We start from the raw sequence: 20,640 nt of genomic DNA, 5'->3' as shown, positions 1-20,640 counted from the left end.
GTAAGCATGCCAGTAGCCCCGCTTGCACCGGCCGCTTCACCGCAACTCGCGCCGCCGCTCAGAATTCGGCGGTGTCCAGCTCGAAGCCGAGGGGGCGGGCAGGGGGACGGCGAGTCCCATCCTGTGCCGGGCGCCCTTGGCGTACTCGTCGCCCGAGGGCTCCGAGTACACGACGACCTGCCCCTCCTCGCGGTCGATGAGGAGGTAGAGGGGGATGCCCGGCCCGGGCGTAGCCCCGGATCTTGCGCTCGCTGTCGTGCGCGGCCGTGCTCTCGGAGGTGACCTCGGCGACGAGGAGGACGGGGGAGGGGTCGTGCCACTCCTGCTCGTCGTGGAAACTGCCCTTCCGGAGCCACGACCAGGTCGGGAATCACATGGCCCGTACCGGATGCTCCCGGGACGCTCGGGCCGATGCCCGTGTAGCGCCCCAGCGCCTTGTCATGGTCACGAACCTGCCCGCTGAGTTCTGACACGAACTCCTCGTGCTCCCTAGTTGGCCGGAGGTGTCACGTGGATCTCCCCTTCGATCAGCTCCACGCGCCAGCCCTCGGGGGCCGCCGCACTGAACAACTCGAAGGCCTGCTCCACGCTTACGCCGCCCATGGCCAAGGGCTCCTCGTCCTCGCCGTCAGGGTCGTCATAGGGGCCCCAAATGTACTCGCCCTGGTATCCCGGCATGATGATCGGCTCCGCCGTCGGCACGACAGACCTCCGTTCGCTCGGCGCGACCTTCTCAGCCTGGGCGGGACGGGCGCGGTGAAGACGCCGTGCTTCACCCGAACGGGACGGGCCGGGCGCGCCGGCGGGGCCGGAGGTGAGGTGACCCGGCCGGAGCGGGGGTGAGGTGCCCCGGCCCGGGACAGGGGATCGCCGTCCGGGCCGGGGCGGGCGGTCAGTCGCCCAGGCTGGGCAGGAAGGAGACCATCCTGCTGCCGCTCCGGGCGATCAGTACGTCCCCGTAGAGCAGGGCCTGGGGCATGGCCCCGTGCTTGCCGGCGTCGACGTGACCGCGCCAGATCCGCTCGCCCGTGTCCGCGTCGAGGCCGGACAGATCGCCGTCCGGGCCGAGGAAGTACACGACGTTCCGGTGCGGCGACACCACCGGGTTCGCCAGGTCGGACCAGTTCGCCTCGCCGTCGGGCACCGTGATGCCGACCGGGGCGGTCCACAGAGTCTTTCCTGTCGTGAGCGAGTAGGAGGACGCCTGGCCCGCGCGGAACACGGAGATCAGACGGTCCCCGACGAGGGCCTTGGTGACCGGCGTCCCCTGGACCGGGTACGACAGCGGGGTCTGCCTGCCCGAGCTGTCGATGACCGTCAGCCTCTCGGTCCTCGCTTTCTGCTCCTCCTTCTCGAAGACCACGCTCGTCCGCTCCGGCATCCTGGTCAGGACGATCCGGTCCCCCCAGGTCCCGACGATCTGCTGCCTGCCGGGGAGGGACGTGACCTTGGTGGTCCGTCCGGTGGCCGGGTCGAGACGGAGGACCTCGGTCGGGCCGGGCTTCTTGGTCTCCGGCGAGCACAACAGGTAGGGGACGCCGCTCAGCGCCACCCGGTCGCACCAGATGCCCTTGCCCCAGCTGTGGCGCCACTTCACCTTGCCGGTCCGCGGATCGACGGCCGACAGCGTCCGGTCCCTCGGGGTGTTGGCCAGCACCGCGCCGTCGATGAGCAGGGCGGCCTGGTCGTCGCGGTTGTCGCTCGCCAGCTCCACCGACCACAGCACCTTGCCGCTGCCGGTGTCCACCGCCATCAGGTCGGTGCCGGGGGCGTAGTTCCCGTCCGGCCCCTTCTCGGCGGTGTGGGCGCGGTAGGCGTAGAGCACGCCGTCGCGCACGCCGACCGGTCGGCTGGACACGGACACGGGCCCGGAGCCGTCGCCGATCGCCTTGAGTGTCCACAGCCGTTCGCCGGTGTTCGCGTCGAACTTCACGGCGTCGTACGTGGACCCGGCGCAGTACAGCGCGGAGCCGTCCACCAGACAGCCCCGGTCGACGGCGCCCCGGGCATCGATCCGCCAGGGATGCCAGCCCTCCGGCGACTGCGCCGCCGGCCGCACCGGCCGGTCCTGATCGCTCCCCCGGCCGCCCCCGAAACCGAACACCGCTGCCACGGTGATCCCGGCCACGGCCGCCGCCGTCCCCGCCACCTGCGAGAAGCGGCGCCGGGCGCGCCGCCGCACCACCTTCTCGACCAGGTCGCCGGGCGCTCGTACGCGGTCCAGGTCGACGGCGTGCAGCGTCTCCCGGATCTTCCGCTCCACCTGCTCCGTCGTCATCCCTGGACCCCCTTCGGCGTGAGCTTGAGCTGCTGTGCCTGCTCCTCCACGGGCCCGGCGGGCCCCAGTTCGGGTACGAGGGCCCGGAGTTTGGCGAGCGACCGGTGTGCCGTGCTGCGCACGGTGCCGACCGGGCACCTCAGCAGCGCCGCGACCTCGGCCTCCGGCAGGTCCTCGAAGTAGCGCAGGACGACCACGGCCCGCTGGCGCTTCGTCAGCCGGCCGAGCGCAGCCCACAGCGCGATCCGCAGCTCGGACTCCGCCCCGGCGTCGGCGTCGGTGCACGACTCGGGGAGGACGGGCACCGTCGTCTCGGCGCGGTGGCCGCGCAGCCGCCAGCGGTTGACCTGCTGGCGGTACATGACCTGGCGCACATACGCCTCGGGCTGCTCGATGCTCGACCAGCGTCCGTAGACCTTCATCAACGCGATCTGCAGCAGATCCTCGGCTCCGTGCCGGTCCCCGCCCGTGAGCAGCACCGCGAGCCGCAGCAGCGCGGTGGAGCGCATCGCTACGAACTCCCGGAACTCGTCGTGACTCGACGCCTTCATCAACCCTCCCCGTTCTCGGCACCCCTCACGACGTGCTGAGCCGCGCACGACTATCCCTCTTCGGGGAGATTGTGCGTCCGCCCGGGGGACAGGGGTACGCGGCCGCCGAACGCACGGGTCCCCGCACCCCTGCCGAAGGGGTGCGGGGACCTGTGTGCGGAACCGGACGAGGCGCCGTCGGCGGTCAGACGTCGGCGGTCGGCCGGCTGGCCGGGACGCTCTCGCGGGCCGCCCGGTACTCCGCCACGCTCCCGCGCGCCCGCACGGTCTCCCTCTCCACCGTCGTCAGCGCCCGCTCCCACCGCTGCCGCATCGGCCCGATCAGGCCGCCGCCCACACCGACCACCAGGATCCCTGCGACCGTGGCGAGCGCGGCGTAGAGGACCGGGCGGGTGACGTCCTGGGCGATGCCGGCCTGACCGAGCGCCGCGATGACGCCGAGACCGACGACGCAGGCCCAGACCATGGTCGCGAGGGTCCGGCCGTAGGAGACGGAGGCGAGCGCGCCCCCGACGATGCCGCGCACCGCGTTGGCGATGGCCATCGCCACCACGACGAGCACGACGGCGACGAGCGCACGCGGCAGCCAGGCCACGATGCCGTTGATCATCGCGCTGACGGGGTTGGTGCCGAAGACCCCGAGCGCGAACTGCAGGGTGAGCAGCATCAGCGCGTAGTACACGATCCGGCGCAGGATGCCGGTCAGGTCGTAGGAGGAGTCCTGGAGCAGGCGGGACGTTCCGGCACGCTCCGAGAGGCGCTCGGAACCGGCCTTGCGCAGGAGGCGGTCGAGGACCCGGGCGATCAGTTTCGAGACGAACCAGCCGACGGCCAGGACGACGAGGAAGGCGGCGAGTTGCGGAACGAACTGCGCGACCTTGGACCAGGCGTCGTTCAGGCCCCGGGTGAAGTCGACGGACAGGTCGACGGACAGGCTGACCATGGGTGGTTCTTCCCTTCGCGGGTACGTCGGATACGTCCCCTCCCCTTGTGGATAGCAGTGGGCCGACCGGGTGACGGCGCAGTTCAGGGCCGTTCGGGTGACCGCGCGCGGGGTGCGCGGACGGCGCGTGCGCCGGAGTGGACGTCCGTTGCGTAAATGCGTTGAGTTCTCCACCACCCCCTGTGACCCTCTTGTCGGTGGCATGACTTAGTCTTCGCACACGCTTCACATGCGTCACACGTGCCGTACAGGCCGACCACGCCGGCCCCGCGCGACGACGCACCCACTTCTTCGTACCGGGGGGTTCGACACCGTGCGTATGCGCACTCTTCCGGCTGCCACCGCGCTGGCAGTCCTCTTCAGCTCCGCGGCGCTCACGGTCGCGCCGACGGCGTCCGCCGACAGCACGAAGATCCTGCCGGTCGCGTCGAGCGCCGACATCGTGGTGGACGGCGTCCACCAGCGGGTCTTCATCAGCGATCCGACGAACGGCAAGATCGTCGTCACCGACTACTACGGCATCGTCCGCAAGCAGTTCACGAACCTGCCGGGCGTCCAGGGCCTGGAGCTGTCCGCCGACTCCGGCACGCTGTACGGAGCCGTGCGCGACGCCGACACGATCGTGGCCGTCGACACGGCGACGGAGACCGAGTCCGCCCGCTACGCGGTGGGCGACGCCCCGGTGGGCGTGACCGTGGCCGGCGGCAAGGTCTGGTTCGGCTACGGAGCGGCCGGTGACGGCAACCTCGGCTCGCTGGACCTGTCCGGCGAGGAGCCCGTGGTCGCCCTCGACCAGGACACCACCCACCTCTGGTACTACGCGCCGATCCTGGACGCGGTCCCCGGCTCCGGCACCGTGGTGGCGGGCGAGCCCGGCGGCAGCAAGCTGGCCGTGTACGACGTCTCCTCGGGCACCGCCTCCCGTACGGCGGCCGTGGGCACCGGCGGCGGGAACATGGGCGACCTCGCCGTCACCCCGGACGGACAGCGCGTCGTCGTGGCCAGCGGCTCCCCGTACCACCACCAGGTCTTCAAGACCTCCGACCTGACGGCGGACGGCACCTACGCCAGCGACACCTACCCGAACTCGGTCGCCATCGCGCCCGACGGCACGGTCGCGGCGGGCATCGACGGCATCTACGAGCCCGACGTCTACATCTACGAGCCGGGCTCCACCACCTCGATCCGGGAGTACGACTTCCCGAACACCGGCGGCAGCAGCGGTGGCGACGAGCTGCCCGACTCCGGCCTGGCCTGGGCGCCGGACGGCTCCCGCCTGTTCGCGGTGACGTACAACGACGAGGGCGTGTACTCGCTGCGCACGCTGGACGCCCCCACCAAGGCGCTCACGACGCTCACCGTCAACGCCCCCGCCACGGCCACCCGTGCCAAGAAGCTCACGGTCAAGGGCAAGATCACCTCGAAGGCGGCGTTCCCGGCCGGGGTGAAGCTGGCGGTGACCCGTACCGACATGGAGTCCACGTCCGGCAAGGCCCTCGCCGCCGTGACCGTGGCCGCCGACGGCAGCTACAGCTTCTCCGACACCCCGCCGGCCGGCGGCAAGGTCAAGTACACCGTGAAGTACGCGGGGGACGCGGACCACACCGCCGCGTCCGCCTCCGACACCGTCGAGGTCTCGCGGGCGACGCCCACGCTGACGCTGGACAAGAACCGCAAGACCTACGCGTACGGCGCGGACGTGAAGTTCACCGCGCACCTCGGCACGACGTACAAGAACCGCAAGGTCGAGCTCTGGGCCGACCCGTACGGCTCCGACCGGCCGAACAAGCTGGTGAAGTCGGGGACGGTGAACGCGCGGGGGAACCTGTCGGCCACCGTCGACCTCAAGCGTGACACCAAGCTCTCGGTGAAGTTCGCGGGCGACGCGCGCTACAAGGCGAGGACGGTCACCAACACCGTCTACACCAAGGTCAAGATCTCGTCCTCGATCTCGGGCCACTACAAGACGCAGACGGCCTGGGGCCACAAGTACCACTACATCCGCAAGTCCAAGGACCCCGTCCTGAAGACCGTGATGACGTACTACCCGAACCGACAGCAGCGCCTCAAGCTGGAGTTCTACTACGACGGCGCCTGGCAGGACTGGGGTTCCGAGTACTTCGCGCTCGGCACCTCCGGCGGGTCGGACGTCACCCTCACCGGCACCCCGACCACGAACGTCCGCCTCCGCTTCCGCTCCGAGTACCACGACACGACCTCGGGCGACAACGTCAACACCACGACGTACGGGGCCTGGAAGTACTTCATCTTCACCAGCTAGACGCACCGCGCGGCCCCGCGCGGACACGGGCTGCGGCACAACGGCGAGCGCCGTCGGGCGGATCCACGGGTCCACCGGCGGCGCTCGCCGCTGTCACGGGCACGGCGGGCGGAGGGGGACGAAGGCGGGGAACGGGTCGTTCCGGATCAATCCGGAACCGCTCTCCGTTACCTGCCGGTACGTGTGACGATACGGACTCTGCCGAAACTTGAGATCTCAATTTGAGGTCACGGCCGTAAAGGAACAGGACATGACCACCCCTGTGCCCTCCGCCCCATCAGCAGTCCCACCAGCCACTTCCGCCGCACAGCCCCCGCCGACGGGTACCGCGGGACCCACCGGGCGCCTCCTCGTCGTGGACGACGAGGAGGGGATCAGGTCCATGCTGACCATGGCGCTGGAGTTCCTCGGCTACCAGGTGAGCGCCGCGGCGACCGGGCGTCAGGCACTGCAGGCCGTCACGCGTCACGACCCCGATCTGATCCTCCTCGACGTCAACCTCCCCGACCTGGGCGGCTTCGAGGTGTGCCGGACCCTGCGCGACCGGGGCAACGCGGTCCCGGTCCTGTTCCTCACCGGCCTCGGCGGTGTCGACGACCGGGTGCGCGGCCTGGACATGGGCGGCGACGACTTCGTCACCAAGCCGTTCGAGCTCAAGGAGGTCGCCGCCCGCGTCCGCGCCCTGCTGCGCCGGTCCGGCGGCGGCCGGCCCACCCCCGACCGCAACCGCCTGCGCGCCGGGGCGGTCCAGCTCGACGCCGACGCCCACCAGGTCTGGGCCGCCGACCGCCCCGTCGACCTGACCACCACCGAGTTCGCCCTGCTGCGCTACCTCATGGAGAACCCCGGACGCGTCCTGTCCCGGGGCCAGATCCAGGAACGCGTGTGGAACCACCGCGACGAGGGCTCCGGCGTCGTCGACACGTACATCTACTACCTGCGCCGCAAACTGGGCGAGCCGGGCCAGTCCCTGATACGGACGGTCAGGGGTGTGGGCTACCAACTGTGCACGAACTGAGAGAGGGAGCCTCCGGGGGAGGGGCGGGCGACGACGGCGGGGGCCACGGAAGGCTGGACGGCGTGAACGGGCTGGTCGGATGAGCGGGTTCACCGGACTGGGCGAGAACATCAGGGCGGCCGGGCTGCTCGCGCCGAGTGACACGTGCCTCCGGCCGCACCCCGGCCGTCCCCGGCCGCCCGTCGAACAGCCGATCCGTCCCCATCACGCGGGACGACGCACCGTCGGCTTCTGGCTGATCGCCACTCTCGCCACGCTGGGCGCGGTCGCCGCCCTCTCGGCCCACACCCTCGCCCAGCACCTCACCGCCCGCACCGACCAGGAGATCACGCGGGCCAGCGAACTCGGCGCTTTCGGCGGTCCGGTGGCGGGTTCGGGCGCGAGTCCGGGCGCGCAGGCGGCTCCGGTGCCGGGCCCGGGGGAGACGACCGCCCCGCTCCCGCCGTCCGCAGGGGTGCCGGCACCGGCATCCGGATCCGCGCCGGCGGCGTCGCCGGCCCTCGTACCGGCCCGGCCCCTCGGCAGGGACGACCTGGTCCTCGTCCTGGACGCCCAGGGCAGGGTCGTGGAACGCCACCCGGGGTCGAAGGGGCTCCCCGCCTTCCCGGCGCTCACGCCGGCCCGGCTGAGGACGTACGCGGCGCGGACCAACCCCTCGGCGTTCGGGGGGAGTTACCGGGCCCTGGTGGTGCGTGTGCCGGCGACGGACCGGAAGCACGACGGCGGCTACGTCGTGACGGCGCGGTCGACGGCGGAGGACCGGCGGGCGGTCGAACGCCTCCTCCGGGTCGAGACGGCCGCCGCGCTCCCCCTGCTCGCCACCGTCCTGCTGGGCGCGCGCCGGCTCGGCCGCCGTGAGGTCCGGGAGCGGGAGGACACCGAGCGGCGGCTGCGGGAGTTCATGGCGGCCGCCGGGCACGAACTGCGCAACCCGCTGACCACGATCTCCGGTTACGCCGAACTCGCCCGGGTCGGCGACCCCGCGTACGAACCCATGCGGCAGGAGGCGCTCGGCCGGATCGCCACCGAGGTCGGCCGGATGAGCACGCTCATCGACGAACTCGTGCTGCTGACCCGCCTCGACCTCGGCCAGCCCCTGCAACTGACCTGCGTGGACCTCGCCCAGCTGTGCCGCGACGCGGTCTCCGCCGCCCGCGACTGCCACCCCGGCCACCCCGTACGGCTGCTGCTCGCCCCCGGCGACCACACGGTCACCGGCGACCCGTTGCGGCTGCACCAGCTGGTCGCCAACCTGCTGGCCAACGCACGGGTCCACACGCCGCCGGGAACCACGACGACCCTGGGACTCGGCACGGAGGACGGCCACCGGGTGATCGAGATCCTGGACGACGGCCCCGGCATCCCGGACGAGCTGCGCGCCCGGCTGTTCGACCCCTTCGTGCGCGGTGAGGAGACCCGGGCCGCCGGCAGCGGGCTCGGCCTCAGCATCGTCACGGCGATCGCGACGGCCCACGGCGGGACGGTCACGCTGGAGCCGTCCCATCCGTCGCACCGGGGAGCGTGGTTCAGGGTGCTGATCCCGGCCTCGTCCTGAGCCACCCGTCGCCCCTCACCGGCCGGCCCTCACCGTCGTAACCGACGGGTTGTGACAGGGGGTGGACTTTGCGAACGGCGGAGGAGTTTCTGATCATTCTCTGATCGAACTCCGATCCGTTCCGGAACGGCGACCGCTTAAGTGATCAACGTACGGCGTCCACCCTGTGCAGTACCGGTGCGACCCCGTACGACTCCCCTCCGAGGTCGGCCCCGCACTCGCCCTGATCGACGGCTCATCGATCTACGACGGACGGACGACGGCTCATCGACCGGCCCGGCTGACCGGGTACGTGCTGGGCCGACCTCAACTCACCTTCCTGCTCGCTCGGTTCGGCCAGTTCGGCCAGACGCTGCCGGGCGTGCTCCAGGGCACCGGCCCGGCGGCCCGGTACCCGGTCGCGCAACTCCACCAGCACGGACCCGAGTTCGAGGGCGCGTCCCGTGTCCGTCACCAGCCCCCACTGGTGGTGCGCCCGGTCGACCGCCGCTTCGACCGCCGGGTCCCGCGCGGGCCGCCCCGCCGCGAGCCGCGCCGCCGCGATCCCCAGCCAGGTCGCGCAGCTCCCGGCCGCGTCCCCCGCGAACATCGCCAGGTCCGCGCGCACCTCCCGCCAGTGCAGCACCTCCTCCGACCCGTCCCCGAACTCCCGCAACGCCCCCTGCTCCCAGCGGGCGGCGAGCCCGGCCGCCTCGGCATGGCGCCCGGCCTCGACGGCGCCCGCGATGGCGCTGTGGGGGTCGTCGGGCACGGGGTCGGCGGCCACGGGGTCCGGGGCCGGAGGAGTGGGGGCGACAGGGGTGGGGGCCACGGGGGCGGGGGCCGCACGGTCGGGGGCCACAGGGGCGGCCGCACCGTGCGGGGCCGTCGGCGCGGGCGCCGTGGCGTCCCGGGCCAGCACGAGGTCGCCGTGGCCCCCGGCCCGTGCGACCACCTGCTCGTGGAGGACCGCCGCCGCCGGCCGCTGCCCGCTCCGCAGTATCGTCGCCAGCGCCTTCATGTACCCCGGCAGGGCCACTCCCCGGCGCACCCCGCCCGCCGGCGGCGCGACCCGCCCGTACAGACTCACCCCGGGTCCGGCCGACAGCGGCTGCTCCGCCAACTGCCGCCACACCTCCGCGTCGGCGTGCAGATCGACGAAGAGGGTCGTGGATCCGGGTGTGCGCAGCCGCAGTTCCTCCACGATCCAGTGCCAGGGGAACGCCGTGTACCGCACGGTCGCCGGCGTCGTCCGCGCCAGCGCCAGATGCACGAGCCGCTGTCTGCGGTCGAGTTGGAGCTGTCCCGTGAGGTAGACGGTGAGCGGCCCCGGCGCGGTGGCCGCCGCGCGCAGCCGGGTGAGGACGGCCTGCGGCTCCAGCGGATCGGCCAGTTCGACGATGTTGGCCGTCCCCGTGCCGGACAGCACCTCGGGTGTGACGGCCGCCAGGACGGGGAGCACGGAGGCCGCGTCCACGAGGCAGCCCCGGCCCATGGGCGAGGCCGCGATCAGCAGCACTGTTCCGGGCATCGTTCCCTCCCCGTCGATCCTCGTCGACTCCCCGTCGGCTCCCCGCCGATCACGTACGCCAGCCAGCACGGTAACCGCTGCGCGTGCAAACGGGGAAAGAGGCGGGAAGGGAGCGTGGCGGGGGCGCTCACCGCGGGGTCCCCGGCGCCCTGCGCATCGGCTCCGACGCCCGGCGCACCGCGAAGATCGTCGTGTCGTCGTCGAGGCCGCCGCCGGTGTGGGCGAGGACGCCGTCGCGCACGAGACGGACCAGGGAGGCGGGGTCGAGGGCGGGCGGCCGCCCGGCGACGAGGGCGCGGGTGAGGTACTCACGCAGCGGGAAGAAGACACCCTCGCCGTCGCGGGCCTCCGTCACCCCGTCCGTGACCAGCAGCAGCGTCTCGTCGGGAGCGAGCCGGACCGTGGCCGTGCGGGGTGTCCCCGGGGCCAGCTCACCGAGGCCCAGCGGGAGTCCGTCGCGCAGCGGCAGGAAGCGTACGCCGTCGGGGCGGACCAGGAGCGGGGGCTCGTGGCCGAAGTTGACGATGTCCACGGTGACCGCGTCGAGACCGGTGAGGTCGGGCCCCCAGTCCGTCCGTGCGCTGCGGAGTTCGGGGAAGTCGAGGAGGACGGCGGTGGCGAAGCGTTCGGAGTCGTCGCGGCCGACGTGTGCGCAGTACCGCACGTGCCGCACCATCCGCGTCTCCAGATGCTCGGCCACGGTGACCGGGTCGGCCTCGCAGTAGGCGGCCTCGCGGAACGTGCCGAGCAGCACGGACGCCGCCTCCACCGCCGCGAGCCCCTTGCCCTGGACGTCACCGACGACGACGCGGGTGCCGTACGGGCTGGGCTGGATGTCGTAGAAGTCGCCGCCCACGCGGGCCTGGCTGTCGGCGGCGAGGTAGATCTCGGCGTGGTCCAGGCCGCCGACGCCCGGCGGCAGCTGGCGCAGCAGGATACGGCGGGTGGTGTCGACGACGGCCCGCATGTGCAGCATCCGCTCCTGCCCCCGCAGCCGTACCGCGCACGCGAGCACGGAGAGGATCCCGCCGAGGGCGACGAGGACGAAGTCCGGCAGTCCGGTGCGGTACTCGTGCGGCCAGGAGTTGTCGCCCACGAAGTACATGACCATCGAGAGCACCGCGAACAGCGCCGTCGTCCACACCCCGCACACGGCGGCGGCCAGGCCCGGCACGAGCACCAGCCAGGAGATGATCCGGAAGTCGCCGCTGGTGTACCAGTCGACCACGGGAACCGCGACCAGCACCACCAGCGGCGGAAGCCAGGTGATGTCGTGCCCGCGGACCCGCAGCGGCGGGTGCCGCTCGACGGGGTCCGGCTCCCGACGCACACGCGGCCCCGGCATCCGCATCCGCATGCCCCACAGCGAAGCACGCCGCCGCGCCCGGCGCATCCGCACGCCCCGCACCGCGCCGCCCGGCCCCGGGCCCCGCGCTGTCCGTGACGGCCTTCGTCGTCCGACTTGCCAGGGGGTCGCCCCAGGTGTGCTCTGGTAGTCGGGGCGAAGAGTCGCGGGGGCGGGACGAGAGGAGTGCTCCCATGGCGCAGATGGCACCCACTCCGGGCAGGTCGGCGGCGCCGGCCACGCCCGATGTCTTCAGCGAGCGCACCCACGCGCTCTCGAACCGGATCGTGCCCGTGGTCCTCGGCCTCGTCTACGGCTACTGGGCCGCGGCCATGAACCGGGACGCCGGCCCGATCACCGGCTGGAACGTCCTGTTCGGTTTCGTGGTCGCGTTCGTGTTCGCGGCCCTCCACATCGCCGTACTGACCGTGGCCCCGCGCCTGCGCCGCGAACTGCACGCCGCGCTCTGGGCGGCCTTCGCGGGCTGCGCGTTCGGGTTCCTCTACAGCCAGGCGTCCCAGCACTCCGTGCTGCGCTCCGTGGCCATGTCCCTCGCCGTGGCGGCGGGGTTCCTCGTCGTCAACTTCTACCGCTACTACACGCACGAGGACGCGGGGGGCCACCGGCTGCGGTGAGCCGGCGGCCGCTCGCACCGCGTACCTCCCCGTTCCCGGTCCTCCGTTCCCGGTCCTTCCCGGTCCTCCGTCTCAGTCCTGCGTCCACTCCCAGGTGCCGGAGGCCGTGAAGGTCCAGGTGAAGGAGACGGAACCGTTCCGGTCGTCGTGCCCGTGCCCGTCCTGGCAGGGATCGCAGTCCTTCCAGCGCGGGCACGGGTCCGTGCACGCGGGGACGGACCGGCCGTGGGTGTCGACGTACACGGCGCTCGCCCAGCCGCGGACGTCCGCGAGCCAGTACCAGTGCCGGTCGCCGAACACCTTCTGGCCGCGCACCACGCAATCGACGCGGGCCTTGCTGCCGGGGGCGAGGTGGCCGACGACGCGGGAGTGCGTGGTCGGCTGTTCGCGGAGGTTCAGATCACCGCGGGCGACGACCGTGCCGCGGACGGACCCCTCGTGGTCCCCGTGGGGCCGGTCCGCCGGGCGGTCCACCGCCGCGGACGCCGTCCCGAGGGCCGTCACCGTCAGCACGCCACCCGTGATCCCGGCAGCGACGAGGCCCCGCAGGATCGACGTACCCGAATTACCACGCATGCTCGGCCTCCTCAGCACCCCCTCGCTACCCCCTGTCACCTCCCCTCCAGGTAACACCCGTTCGGGTGAGCGCTCCACCGGAGGCGTCCCGGCCGGGCCCGCCCGCGGCCGCACCGCCGGCCGCCTCCACCGGTCTCCCCGTTCGGCTTGTCCTGGGGGGCCATTCGCAGTCACCCGGGGCGGGAGCGCTCGCGCGGTGGCGGGCCGGGGTCTTGCCTGGAGGAGTGTCCCCCCGTGCCCGCGGCACCCTGTCGGCCGCGCTGACCGTGCTCGCCTGCCTGCTCATGCCGGTGGGCGCGCTGGCCGCGTGGGCGACGTACGAGATCGCGGACCGCACGCGCTACGAGGCCGTCATGGCACCGCTGGCCGCCGACCCCGCCGTCCGGGAGGCGCTCGCGGACGCGGTCGCCGCCGGAATCCTGCGCGAGGTACGGGTGGGACCGCGACTGCGGCGCCCGGTCAGGGACTTCACGTACGACGCCGCGCACTCCTTCACTCGGACCGAGGCGTTCCGCACGGCCTGGCACCTGACGAACCGGGCAGCGCACGACGCGGTGCTGACGGCGGTGCGTGGGGAGGGCGCGTACGGCGGGGGAGTGGGTGGCGTGGGCGACGGGGGCGCGGGTGACGGGGGCGCCCACGGCGGGCGGGCGTACGGCGGGCAGGCCCGGCCGGTGACGCTCGACCTCGCCCCCGTCGGCGAACTCGTCAAGCGTCAACTCGTCCGCGACCACGTGCCGTTCGCCCATCGCATCCCGGTCGCGCACACCGAGGTCGAGGTGCTGTCGGCCACGGAACTGGTCCAGCTTCGAAAGGGATACCGCGTGCTCGAAATCGCCGCGTTCTGGCTCCCGGTCGGCGCCCTCGCCCTGGCCGCCGGTGGCATTCTCGTCGCGACACAACGCCGCCGGGCCGTCTGCGCGACGGGCCTCGGCACGGCTCTCGGCGGTGCGCTGCTCGGCGTCGCCGTCGCCCTCGGCCGCCACCTCACCCTGGCCGACCTGCCCCCGGGCGTCTCCCCCGCGGCCGCCGGCGCCGTCTACGACGCGCTCACCGCCACCCTGCGCAGCGTGACCTGGGGCCTGCTGGGCCTCGGCACCACCGTGGCCGCGACCGCCTGGCTCACGGACCACCTCGTGCGACTTCGCCGAGCGTCCGCAACGCCCCCGCCAGCTCCGACAGAGGAACCGACGCGAGTCCGAGCCTGACGCAGTCCGACGCGGGAACCGCGGCCGGGGCCCGCACCTCCCGCTCCGCCCGGCCGGCCCCCACCACGGGGACGGCGAACGCGGACCCGGGGGTCACCGCCACCCTCCGCTCCGCCGCCGCCGCGCAGAACGTGTCGGCCCGCCACGGCTCCGGCAGCTCCCACCAGGCGTAGTACGCCCGCGGGTCCCCCCGTACGGCGAACCCCGCCAGATGCTCGGCGACCAGCCGCTGTCGCGCCGCCGCGTCCGCGCGCTTCGCCGCGACCAGCCGTCCGACCGTCCCGTCCCCGATCCACCGCGCGCCCGCCTCGAGCGCGAACCGCCCCGCCGCCCAGCCTCCCGAACGCACCGCGTCCGCCGCCTGCTCGGCCCGCCCCCGCGGCACCACCAGGAACCCGACCGTGAGCCCCGGCGCCACCCGCTTGGACAGCCCGTCGACGACGAACACCCGCTCCGGCGCGTACGCGGCCAGGGGCGGCGGCGCCTCCTCGCCGGAGCCCCGCCCGTCGGAGCCCTCCGTACCGGGATCCCCGCCCAGCAGGAACGACCAGATCCGGTCCTCGATCACCGGCAGGTCCAACTCCCTCACCACCCGCGCGAGTTCGCTCCGGCGTACGTCGCCCGTCGTGACGGACGTCGGATTGTGCAACGTCGGCTGCGCGTACACCGCCGACAGCGGTGCCGCCCGGTGCGCCGCGGCCACCGCCTCCGGCCGCAGCCCCTCCCCGTCCGTCGCGAGCGGTACGAGGGTCACGCCTAGCCGTGCGGCGATCTCCTTGACCAGGGGATACGTGAGCGCCTCGACGCCGACGCGGCCCCCGGGCCGTACGAGGTGGGCGAGGGCGGCGGCGATGGCCTGGCGGGCGTTCCCGGTGAAGAGGAACCGCTCCGGGGCCGGACGCCAGCCGGCCGTGGCGAGCAGCCCGGCGGCGGCCTCCCGCGCGGCGGGCGTGCCGGCCGCCGGGGCCGTGCGCAGCGCGTCCGTCAGCACGTCCGGCCGCAGCAGCGGCGCGAGCCCGGCGGCCAGCAGCTCCGACTGGCCCGGTGCGGAGGGGTAGTTGAGCTCCAGGTTCACGGGCGCGGCGCCGGCCGGCTCGGCCAGCGCCCTCCCGGCCGGCCCGGGTGGCGCCGCCCGGACGAACGTCCCGCGTCCGACCTCCCCGATCACCAGCCCGCGGCGCACCAGCTCCGCGTAGACCCGCCCGGCGGTCGACCCGGCGATCCCCCGCCGGCGCGCGAACACGCGCTGCGGCGGCAGCCGGTCACCGGGCCGCAGCCGCCCGGCGGCGATGTCGTCCGCGATGCGATCGGCGATACGCCGGTAGTCGGCCACGGCTCGTCCCCCGCTTTCTCCCGGCTCTCACCACATTGCACCGAGGGCAAAGATCTTATTGCACCGACCCGATGGGCGACCCTAGGGTCGAGTCATGACCGCCGCCTTCCTCGCATACGAGGACGAAGGGGAAGCGGGCCCGTCCCGCCCCCTCCCTCTGGTCCTCGTCCACGGCCACCCCTTCGACCGCACGATGTGGCACCCCCAGATCACCGCGTTCGCCGCCTCCCGCCGCGTCATCGCCCCCGATCTGCGCGGCTACGGCGCCTCCCCCGTGGTCCCGGGCGTCACCCCGCTGTCCGCCTTCGCCGAGGACATCGAAGCCCTGCTCGACCGCCTCGGGGTCCACGAGTTCGTCCTCGGGGGCCTGTCCATGGGCGGCCAGATCGTGATGGAGTGCTACCGCCGGTACCCGCACCGCGTCCGCGGACTGCTCCTCGCCGACACCTTCCCCGCCGCCGAGACCCCCGAGGGCAGGCGGCACCGCAACGCCATGGCCGACCGGCTGCTGCGCGAGGGCATGGCGGGGTACGCCGACGAGGTGCTGTTCAAGATGGTGGCGCCGTACGCGGACGCGGAGGTCGCGGCCCAGGTGCGACGCATGATGACGGCGACCGATCCCGTGGGCGCGGCGGCGGCCCTGCGCGGCCGCGCCGAACGCCCCGACTACCGCGACCTGCTCACCCGGGTCACCGTCCCGGCCCTGGTCGTGGTGGGCGCCGACGACGAGTACACCCCCGTCTCGGACGCCGAGGCCATGCACGCCGCCCTCCCCGACTCCACCCTGCACGTCGTCGACGGTGCCGCCCACCTGCCGAACCTGGAGCGGCCGGACGAGTTCAACAAGGCACTGGAGGGCTTCCTGGCACGGGTGGACCGGGAACGGCCCCCTACGGCGTGACGGAGGGCATTCACCCGTTCGGCCTACACCACATGCGGCGCCCCGCCCGCCGCGTGAGCATGCGGGTGAGCTGTCCATCCGTCGGAGGAGGCCCTCATGGCCCAGCACAGCACCGCACCGCGCTCGAACCCCACGTCGCAGGAGACACCGTCACGCCACCGGGAGGCCCGCTCGGAGTGGGCCCACGGCGGGATGGTCTTCGCCGGGGTCCTGATGATGGCCATCGGCGTCATGAGCATCCTCAACGGCATCGCGGGGATCGCCACGGACGACGTGTACACGGACATCGGGGACTACGTCTTCAAGTTCAGCCTCACCGCGTGGGGCTGGATCCACCTGGTGCTCGGAGTCGCCGTCCTGGCCACCGGCTGGGGCGTCATGCAGGGCCGCGACTGGGCCCGTGCGGCGGGCATCGCCCTGACGTCCCTGTTCGCCATCGAGTACTTCATGTTCCTGCCGTACGCCCCCGTCTGGTCCCTCATCTGCATCGGCGCCGCGGTCTTCGTGATCTGGTCCCTGGCGACCGCCCCGGAGTCCCACACCCGGATGTGACCCCCGGACCGACCACGGCCGAGCGGGACGTGCCCCAACACCCCGCTCCCTGAAAAGCACGGGCCCCACCCGTGCTTTTCAGCGTTCGCCGGGGCGGGGCCCAGGCCCCGCAGCGGCGCCTGCCTGCCCTTCCAGGCGCACGGGGGCCCGGCGTTTCAGGCCCGCAGGGGCCGGCTTTCCAGGCCCACAGGGGCCTCGCCTTAAGACCTTTAGGGGCCCGGCGTTCCAAGGCCCGCAGGGGCCCGGCGTTTCAGGCCCGCAGGGCCTGGCTTTTCAGGGGCGCGGGGAACTGCGCGAGAAGCCCCACCGGACCCGCACCCGAAGACGCGCCCGAACACGCACGCAACACCCCCCGCACCCGAACACGCACCAGACCCCCAGACACCGCAGACCCCACGCAACCTTCTCCCCACCTCACCCGTCCTAATAAAGACCCCGCAACAAGAACGAGAGGCACCGGCCCGTGGAGAGCGCGACCATCGAGCGGCCGGACCCGACGCCGGACCCGGCACCGGAAGCCACCCCGCCCTCACCCCCGCGCAAGCGACACCGCGGCAAGGCCGGCTTCGCCGCCCTGCTCCTCCTCGGCGTCAGCCTCGTCGTCGTCTCCCGCGCCGTCGACGTGGACGCCTTCACCCCGGTCCCCCAGCTCCTCGCGTTCCTGCCGTGGCTCCTCGCCCCGACCGCCCTCGCCCTGCTCCTCTCCCTCGTCGCCCGTTGGTGGACCGGCCTGACCTGGGGCGTCATCGTCCTCGCCGCGCTCGCCTGGTACATCGAGCCCTACGCGAAGGCGACCGAGCCGACCGGCCCGGTGCTCGCCGAGGTACGGGTGATGACGTCGAACGTGCAGTTCGGCCAGGCCACCGACGCCCTCGTCAGGGCCGTACTCCGCGACCGCCCCGACATCGTCTTCGTCGAAGAGTGCGAGGTCACCTGCTCGGCCAAGCTCCGTGACACGCTCGGAGACCTGAGCGGGAAGACCCCGGCCTACCCGCACCGCCAGTCCGTCGAGGGCTACGGCTCCACCGGCTCCGTCATCCTCAGCCGCTACCCCCTGACGTCCGCCGCCCCGGTCCCCGGCTCGATGGGCATGCCCGGCGCGATCGCCGACATCGAGGGGCGGCCGGTACGGCTGCAGCTGGCACACCCCATGCCGCCGCTGCCGGGCGCGCTGGACACCTGGCGGCGGGAGCTCGGCGCGCTGCGGGCGTACGCGGCGAAGGACACCCGGACGCCGACCATCCTGGCCGGCGACTTCAACGCCTCCCAGGACCACGCGGCCTTCCGCGCCATCCTCGACACCGGCCTGAGCGACGCGGCCCGTCTCATGGGACAGGACCGCAGGCCGACCTGGCCGGCCCGGACGACCCCGAGGTTCGGCGCCCAGATCGACCACGTCCTCGTCTCCCGCGAGGACTTCTCCGCCCGTGACATCCGCTTCCTGGAGCTGTCCGGCACCGACCACGACGCCGTCACCGTGGACCTCGCCCTGCACCGGCGCGGATGAACCAAAAGGTCACAAACACCCCCCGGAACCCCCGGAACACCCCCGTCATAATGGGCGCATGTCCCGCCCGTTCCCCATCGGCCTCGCCCCGCCCGACTGGCTCGTGCGGAACCTCCAGCCGCAGCCGACCCCGGTCAACCGGCCGGCCGTCGCCCGCGCGGCGATCGCCCTGACGCTGCCGCTGGTCCTCGGCCTCGCCGCCGGCCGGCCCGAGTACGGCGCGCTGGCCTCCATGGGCGCCCTGTCGGGGGTCATCAGCGACACGGCGGCCGCGTACCGGATGCGGCTGATCAACATCGCGATCCCGCAGCTGTTCGCCGCCGTCGGCATCACACTCGGCTCGCTGGTGTACGGGCAGGGCTGGGTCACCGTCGGGGCACTCACCCTGGCCGCGCTCATCTCCGGGATGATCTCGTCGATCGGTGCGGTGGCCTCCGTGTCGGGGCTGCTCCTGCTCCTCAACTCGGTGGTGGGCGCGGGTCTGCCGATGCCGGGGCAGTGGTGGCTCGCCCCGGTCCTGATGACCGGCGGCGGCCTCCTCGTCCTCGTCCTGGCCCTGCTCGCCTGGCCCCTCAGGGCGGGCGTACCGGAACGGGACTCCGTCGCGGACACCTACCGCAAGGTCGCCGACCTGCTCGCGACCACCACCACGGACGACCCCGCCGGCCACCCGGACGCCTACGACGCGGCCCGGCACCTCGTCACCCAGTCCCTCAACCAGTCCTACGACCTGGTCCTCGCCCGCCGCGCCCGCCACCACGGCCGCAGCCCGGAACTGGTCCGGCTGCTGGCCCAGTTGAACGCCATCACCCCGCTGGTGGAGGCCGCCCCCGCGGTCCGGCTGTCCGGCAGGTCGCTGCCCGCCGAGATCCCGGTGGCCGTACGGCATCTCGCGGAGGCCGTCGAGACGGGGTACTCGGGGCCGCTGGGGCTGCGGCTGCCGGAGCCCGGGAGCGAGATCGGACGGGCCGTCGACCAGGCGCTGCGGCACGCCGCCGACGTCGCCACCGAGAAGTCGCCGGACGCGCTGAGGAAGGCCGGCGACCGGGCCGGGGGACCCGCCCCGCTGGGCGTGCGCGCCGCCCGGGTCGCGCGCAACGTCGCCCTCTCCGGAGCCTCCTGGCGCTACGGCCTGCGGCTCGCGCTGTGCATCGGCATCGCGCAGGCCCTGGTGTCGCTCGTGCCCGTACCGCGCTCCTACTGGGTGGCGCTGACCATCACGTTCGTCCTGAAGCCGGACTTCGGGTCGGTGTTCTCGCGGGCGCTGCTGCGGGCGCTCGGCACGGTCGCGGGGCTCGTGGTCGCGGCCGGGATCCTCGCGGAGGTGCCGCGCGGCTGGTGGGACGTGCCCGTGATGCTGCTGCTCGCGCCGCTCATCCCGGTGTTCACCCCCCGGGGCTACGGGTATCAGACGGCCGCCATCACCCCCGTGATCCTGCTCCTGTCCGACATCCTCAACCACCAGGGCACCGGCCTGCTGGTACCGCGTCTCGTCGACTCCCTCATGGGCTGTGCGATCGCGCTGGTCGCCGGCTATCTGCTCTGGCCGGAGAGCTGGCACGCCCGGGTCGGCGCCCGGCTCGCGGACGCCGTCGCCGACACGGCCGACTACGTCGAGCGGGCCTTCGGCCGGAGCGCGGCCGCCCCCGCCGACCGGGTCCGGATGCGCCGCCGCCTCTACCGGGACCTGTCCGCCATCCGTACGGAGTTCCAGCGGGCCCTGACCGAGCCCCCGCCCGTCGGCCGGCGGGCGGCGGCCTGGTGGCCGCTGGTCGTGGCGGTCGAACGGATCGTCGACGCGACGACGGCCGCGCGGGTCAGGATCAAGCAGGGCGCGGAGCCGCCGTCCACCGCCGAGGTCGACCAGGTCGCGCTGCAGCTGCGGGAGCTGTCGGACGGACTGCGCAGGACGGAGACCCTCTACGAGGTGCGCTCCGACCTCAGCGGGCCGCCCGGGAGTGTGCTGGAGCCGCTGCGCCAGGAGGTGGCGGCGGCGCGGGCGATCACCACGCCCCTGTGAGCAGGTCAACCGGGCGCAGGGCGCCGAATCGTTACGTCATCCCCGCACGGGTGACTGAGGGCGAATTCGCAGCCGAAAAGCAGACATGATCAATCCTGTTCAACCGCCCTACCTATAAGGGGATTTTTCATGCGTCGCACCGCGACCGTCCTGCTCGGAACCCTCGCCCTCGCCGGCGCCGTGGCCCCCGCGGCCCAGGCGATCCCGGACCCGGTCACCACCGTCACCTGCGTCGCCGAGACCCCGGCCGGCGTGACGGAACTGGTCGATCCGGCCGTACTCGCCGACCCGGCCGCCCTCGTGGACCCGGCGGGCCTCCCGGGCGTCAGCTGCCTGGCTCCCTGAACCACGCGGCACATGCGAATGCGGGCCGTCCTCCCCGACAGGAGGACGGCCCGCATTCGCATGTGCGTACGGGATCAGACGC

Annotated in this window: 17 protein-coding genes and 1 pseudogene; 10 read left to right on the top strand and 8 right to left on the bottom strand. The window is 73.2% G+C overall.

Going from position 1 to position 20,640, the window contains the following annotated elements; all coding sequences use genetic code 11:
• Window positions 1–58 precede the first annotated feature (58 nt).
• The 4 genes and pseudogenes from ACFU5F_RS33655 to ACFU5F_RS33640 form a co-directional block, all read right to left on the bottom strand.
• Window positions 59–603, bottom strand: a pseudogene (locus ACFU5F_RS33655) (Uma2 family endonuclease).
• A gap of 289 nt (window positions 604–892) precedes the next feature.
• Entirely contained in the window at window positions 893–2,278 is a 1,386-nt protein-coding gene (locus ACFU5F_RS33650) for a PQQ-binding-like beta-propeller repeat protein (RefSeq protein WP_383895653.1), read from the bottom strand.
• Window positions 2,275–2,829 carry a SigE family RNA polymerase sigma factor gene (locus ACFU5F_RS33645; RefSeq protein WP_383895650.1) on the bottom strand — a complete coding sequence of 185 codons (555 nt, stop codon included), beginning with the start codon at window positions 2,827–2,829 and terminating at the stop codon, window positions 2,275–2,277. The genes ACFU5F_RS33650 and ACFU5F_RS33645 overlap by 4 nt, the downstream gene beginning before the upstream one ends.
• A 184-nt stretch (window positions 2,830–3,013) precedes the next feature.
• Window positions 3,014–3,772 (bottom strand): hypothetical protein, encoded by a 759-nt coding sequence (locus tag ACFU5F_RS33640; protein ID WP_383895647.1) that lies wholly within the window; start codon window positions 3,770–3,772, stop codon window positions 3,014–3,016.
• 319 nt (window positions 3,773–4,091) lie between these two features.
• Here ACFU5F_RS33640 and ACFU5F_RS33635 point away from each other — a divergent pair, with 319 nt between their 5' ends.
• The 3 genes from ACFU5F_RS33635 to ACFU5F_RS33625 all read left to right on the top strand — a co-directional run bounded on the left by ACFU5F_RS33635 (window position 4,092) and on the right by ACFU5F_RS33625 (window position 8,626).
• Window positions 4,092–6,053 carry an Ig-like domain repeat protein gene (locus ACFU5F_RS33635; protein ID WP_383895644.1) on the top strand — a complete coding sequence of 654 codons (1,962 nt, stop codon included), beginning with the start codon at window positions 4,092–4,094 and terminating at the stop codon, window positions 6,051–6,053.
• Window positions 6,054–6,408: 355 nt separating this feature from the next.
• Window positions 6,409–7,071, top strand: a complete 663-nt coding sequence (locus ACFU5F_RS33630; protein WP_383895713.1) for a response regulator transcription factor — start codon at window positions 6,409–6,411, stop codon at window positions 7,069–7,071.
• A 79-nt stretch (window positions 7,072–7,150) separates the two neighbouring features.
• Window positions 7,151–8,626: a sensor histidine kinase gene (locus tag ACFU5F_RS33625; RefSeq protein ID WP_383895640.1), complete on the top strand. Its 1,476-nt coding sequence runs from the start codon at window positions 7,151–7,153 to the stop codon at window positions 8,624–8,626.
• A 235-nt stretch (window positions 8,627–8,861) separates the two neighbouring features.
• On the opposite strand, the gene ACFU5F_RS33620 is transcribed toward ACFU5F_RS33625, so the two are convergent.
• Window positions 8,862–10,136 (bottom strand): hypothetical protein, encoded by a 1,275-nt coding sequence (locus ACFU5F_RS33620; protein WP_383895638.1) that lies wholly within the window; start codon window positions 10,134–10,136, stop codon window positions 8,862–8,864.
• Window positions 10,137–10,263: 127 nt separating this feature from the next.
• Window positions 10,264–11,493 carry a PP2C family protein-serine/threonine phosphatase gene (locus tag ACFU5F_RS33615; protein WP_383895635.1) on the bottom strand — a complete coding sequence of 410 codons (1,230 nt, stop codon included), beginning with the start codon at window positions 11,491–11,493 and terminating at the stop codon, window positions 10,264–10,266.
• Between the two features lie 182 nt (window positions 11,494–11,675).
• On the opposite strand from ACFU5F_RS33615, the gene ACFU5F_RS33610 reads away from it, so the two are divergent.
• Window positions 11,676–12,116 (top strand): hypothetical protein, encoded by a 441-nt coding sequence (locus ACFU5F_RS33610; RefSeq protein ID WP_383895632.1) that lies wholly within the window; start codon window positions 11,676–11,678, stop codon window positions 12,114–12,116.
• 72 nt (window positions 12,117–12,188) lie between these two features.
• On the opposite strand, the gene ACFU5F_RS33605 is transcribed toward ACFU5F_RS33610, so the two are convergent.
• Window positions 12,189–12,692, bottom strand: coding sequence for an SH3 domain-containing protein (locus tag ACFU5F_RS33605; RefSeq protein ID WP_383895631.1), 504 nt, complete (start codon window positions 12,690–12,692; stop codon window positions 12,189–12,191).
• A 224-nt stretch (window positions 12,693–12,916) separates the two neighbouring features.
• On the opposite strand from ACFU5F_RS33605, the gene ACFU5F_RS33600 reads away from it, so the two are divergent.
• Window positions 12,917–13,900, top strand: coding sequence for a hypothetical protein (locus tag ACFU5F_RS33600; protein ID WP_383895628.1), 984 nt, complete (start codon window positions 12,917–12,919; stop codon window positions 13,898–13,900).
• On the opposite strand, the gene ACFU5F_RS33595 is transcribed toward ACFU5F_RS33600, so the two are convergent.
• Window positions 13,815–15,233 carry a PLP-dependent aminotransferase family protein gene (locus ACFU5F_RS33595; protein WP_383895625.1) on the bottom strand — a complete coding sequence of 473 codons (1,419 nt, stop codon included), beginning with the start codon at window positions 15,231–15,233 and terminating at the stop codon, window positions 13,815–13,817. The genes ACFU5F_RS33600 and ACFU5F_RS33595 overlap by 86 nt on opposite strands.
• Before the next feature lie 94 nt (window positions 15,234–15,327).
• On the opposite strand from ACFU5F_RS33595, the gene ACFU5F_RS33590 reads away from it, so the two are divergent.
• The 5 genes from ACFU5F_RS33590 to ACFU5F_RS33570 all read left to right on the top strand — a co-directional run bounded on the left by ACFU5F_RS33590 (window position 15,328) and on the right by ACFU5F_RS33570 (window position 20,558).
• Window positions 15,328–16,134 carry an alpha/beta fold hydrolase gene (locus ACFU5F_RS33590; RefSeq protein WP_383895622.1) on the top strand — a complete coding sequence of 269 codons (807 nt, stop codon included), beginning with the start codon at window positions 15,328–15,330 and terminating at the stop codon, window positions 16,132–16,134.
• A gap of 96 nt (window positions 16,135–16,230) precedes the next feature.
• A complete protein-coding gene (locus ACFU5F_RS33585; RefSeq protein WP_383895619.1) occupies window positions 16,231–16,686 on the top strand; it encodes a hypothetical protein in 456 nt (151 codons plus the stop codon).
• A gap of 463 nt (window positions 16,687–17,149) precedes the next feature.
• A complete protein-coding gene (locus ACFU5F_RS33580) occupies window positions 17,150–18,193 on the top strand; it encodes an endonuclease/exonuclease/phosphatase family protein (protein WP_383895617.1) in 1,044 nt (347 codons plus the stop codon).
• Window positions 18,194–18,251: 58 nt separating this feature from the next.
• Window positions 18,252–20,213 (top strand): FUSC family protein, encoded by a 1,962-nt coding sequence (locus ACFU5F_RS33575; protein ID WP_383895614.1) that lies wholly within the window; start codon window positions 18,252–18,254, stop codon window positions 20,211–20,213.
• Between the two features lie 129 nt (window positions 20,214–20,342).
• Window positions 20,343–20,558 carry a hypothetical protein gene (locus ACFU5F_RS33570; protein WP_383895611.1) on the top strand — a complete coding sequence of 72 codons (216 nt, stop codon included), beginning with the start codon at window positions 20,343–20,345 and terminating at the stop codon, window positions 20,556–20,558.
• Window positions 20,559–20,640 lie beyond the last annotated feature (82 nt).

Origin of the sequence: Streptomyces sp. NPDC057438, from assembly GCF_042802995.1 — a bacterium.
Taxonomy (GTDB): domain Bacteria; phylum Actinomycetota; class Actinomycetes; order Streptomycetales; family Streptomycetaceae; genus Streptomyces.
This window is presented reverse-complemented; position numbering and strand designations above follow the sequence as displayed.

What these genes read in the sequence shown, in the direction of transcription:
- ACFU5F_RS33650 (WP_383895653.1), bottom strand. Translation starts at nt 2,278, where the DNA reads ATGACGACGGAGCAGGTGGAGCGGAAGATCCGGGAGACGCTGCACGCC.
- ACFU5F_RS33645 (WP_383895650.1), bottom strand. Translation starts at nt 2,829, where the DNA reads ATGAAGGCGTCGAGTCACGACGAGTTCCGGGAGTTCGTAGCGATGCGC.
- ACFU5F_RS33640 (WP_383895647.1), bottom strand. Translation starts at nt 3,772, where the DNA reads ATGGTCAGCCTGTCCGTCGACCTGTCCGTCGACTTCACCCGGGGCCTG.
- ACFU5F_RS33635 (WP_383895644.1), top strand. Translation starts at nt 4,092, where the DNA reads ATGCGCACTCTTCCGGCTGCCACCGCGCTGGCAGTCCTCTTCAGCTCC.
- ACFU5F_RS33625 (WP_383895640.1), top strand. Translation starts at nt 7,151, where the DNA reads ATGAGCGGGTTCACCGGACTGGGCGAGAACATCAGGGCGGCCGGGCTG.
- ACFU5F_RS33620 (WP_383895638.1), bottom strand. Translation starts at nt 10,136, where the DNA reads ATGCCCGGAACAGTGCTGCTGATCGCGGCCTCGCCCATGGGCCGGGGC.
- ACFU5F_RS33615 (WP_383895635.1), bottom strand. Translation starts at nt 11,493, where the DNA reads ATGCGGATGCGGATGCCGGGGCCGCGTGTGCGTCGGGAGCCGGACCCC.
- ACFU5F_RS33610 (WP_383895632.1), top strand. Translation starts at nt 11,676, where the DNA reads ATGGCGCAGATGGCACCCACTCCGGGCAGGTCGGCGGCGCCGGCCACG.
- ACFU5F_RS33605 (WP_383895631.1), bottom strand. Translation starts at nt 12,692, where the DNA reads ATGCGTGGTAATTCGGGTACGTCGATCCTGCGGGGCCTCGTCGCTGCC.
- ACFU5F_RS33590 (WP_383895622.1), top strand. Translation starts at nt 15,328, where the DNA reads ATGACCGCCGCCTTCCTCGCATACGAGGACGAAGGGGAAGCGGGCCCG.
- ACFU5F_RS33585 (WP_383895619.1), top strand. Translation starts at nt 16,231, where the DNA reads ATGGCCCAGCACAGCACCGCACCGCGCTCGAACCCCACGTCGCAGGAG.
- ACFU5F_RS33575 (WP_383895614.1), top strand. Translation starts at nt 18,252, where the DNA reads ATGTCCCGCCCGTTCCCCATCGGCCTCGCCCCGCCCGACTGGCTCGTG.
- ACFU5F_RS33570 (WP_383895611.1), top strand. Translation starts at nt 20,343, where the DNA reads ATGCGTCGCACCGCGACCGTCCTGCTCGGAACCCTCGCCCTCGCCGGC.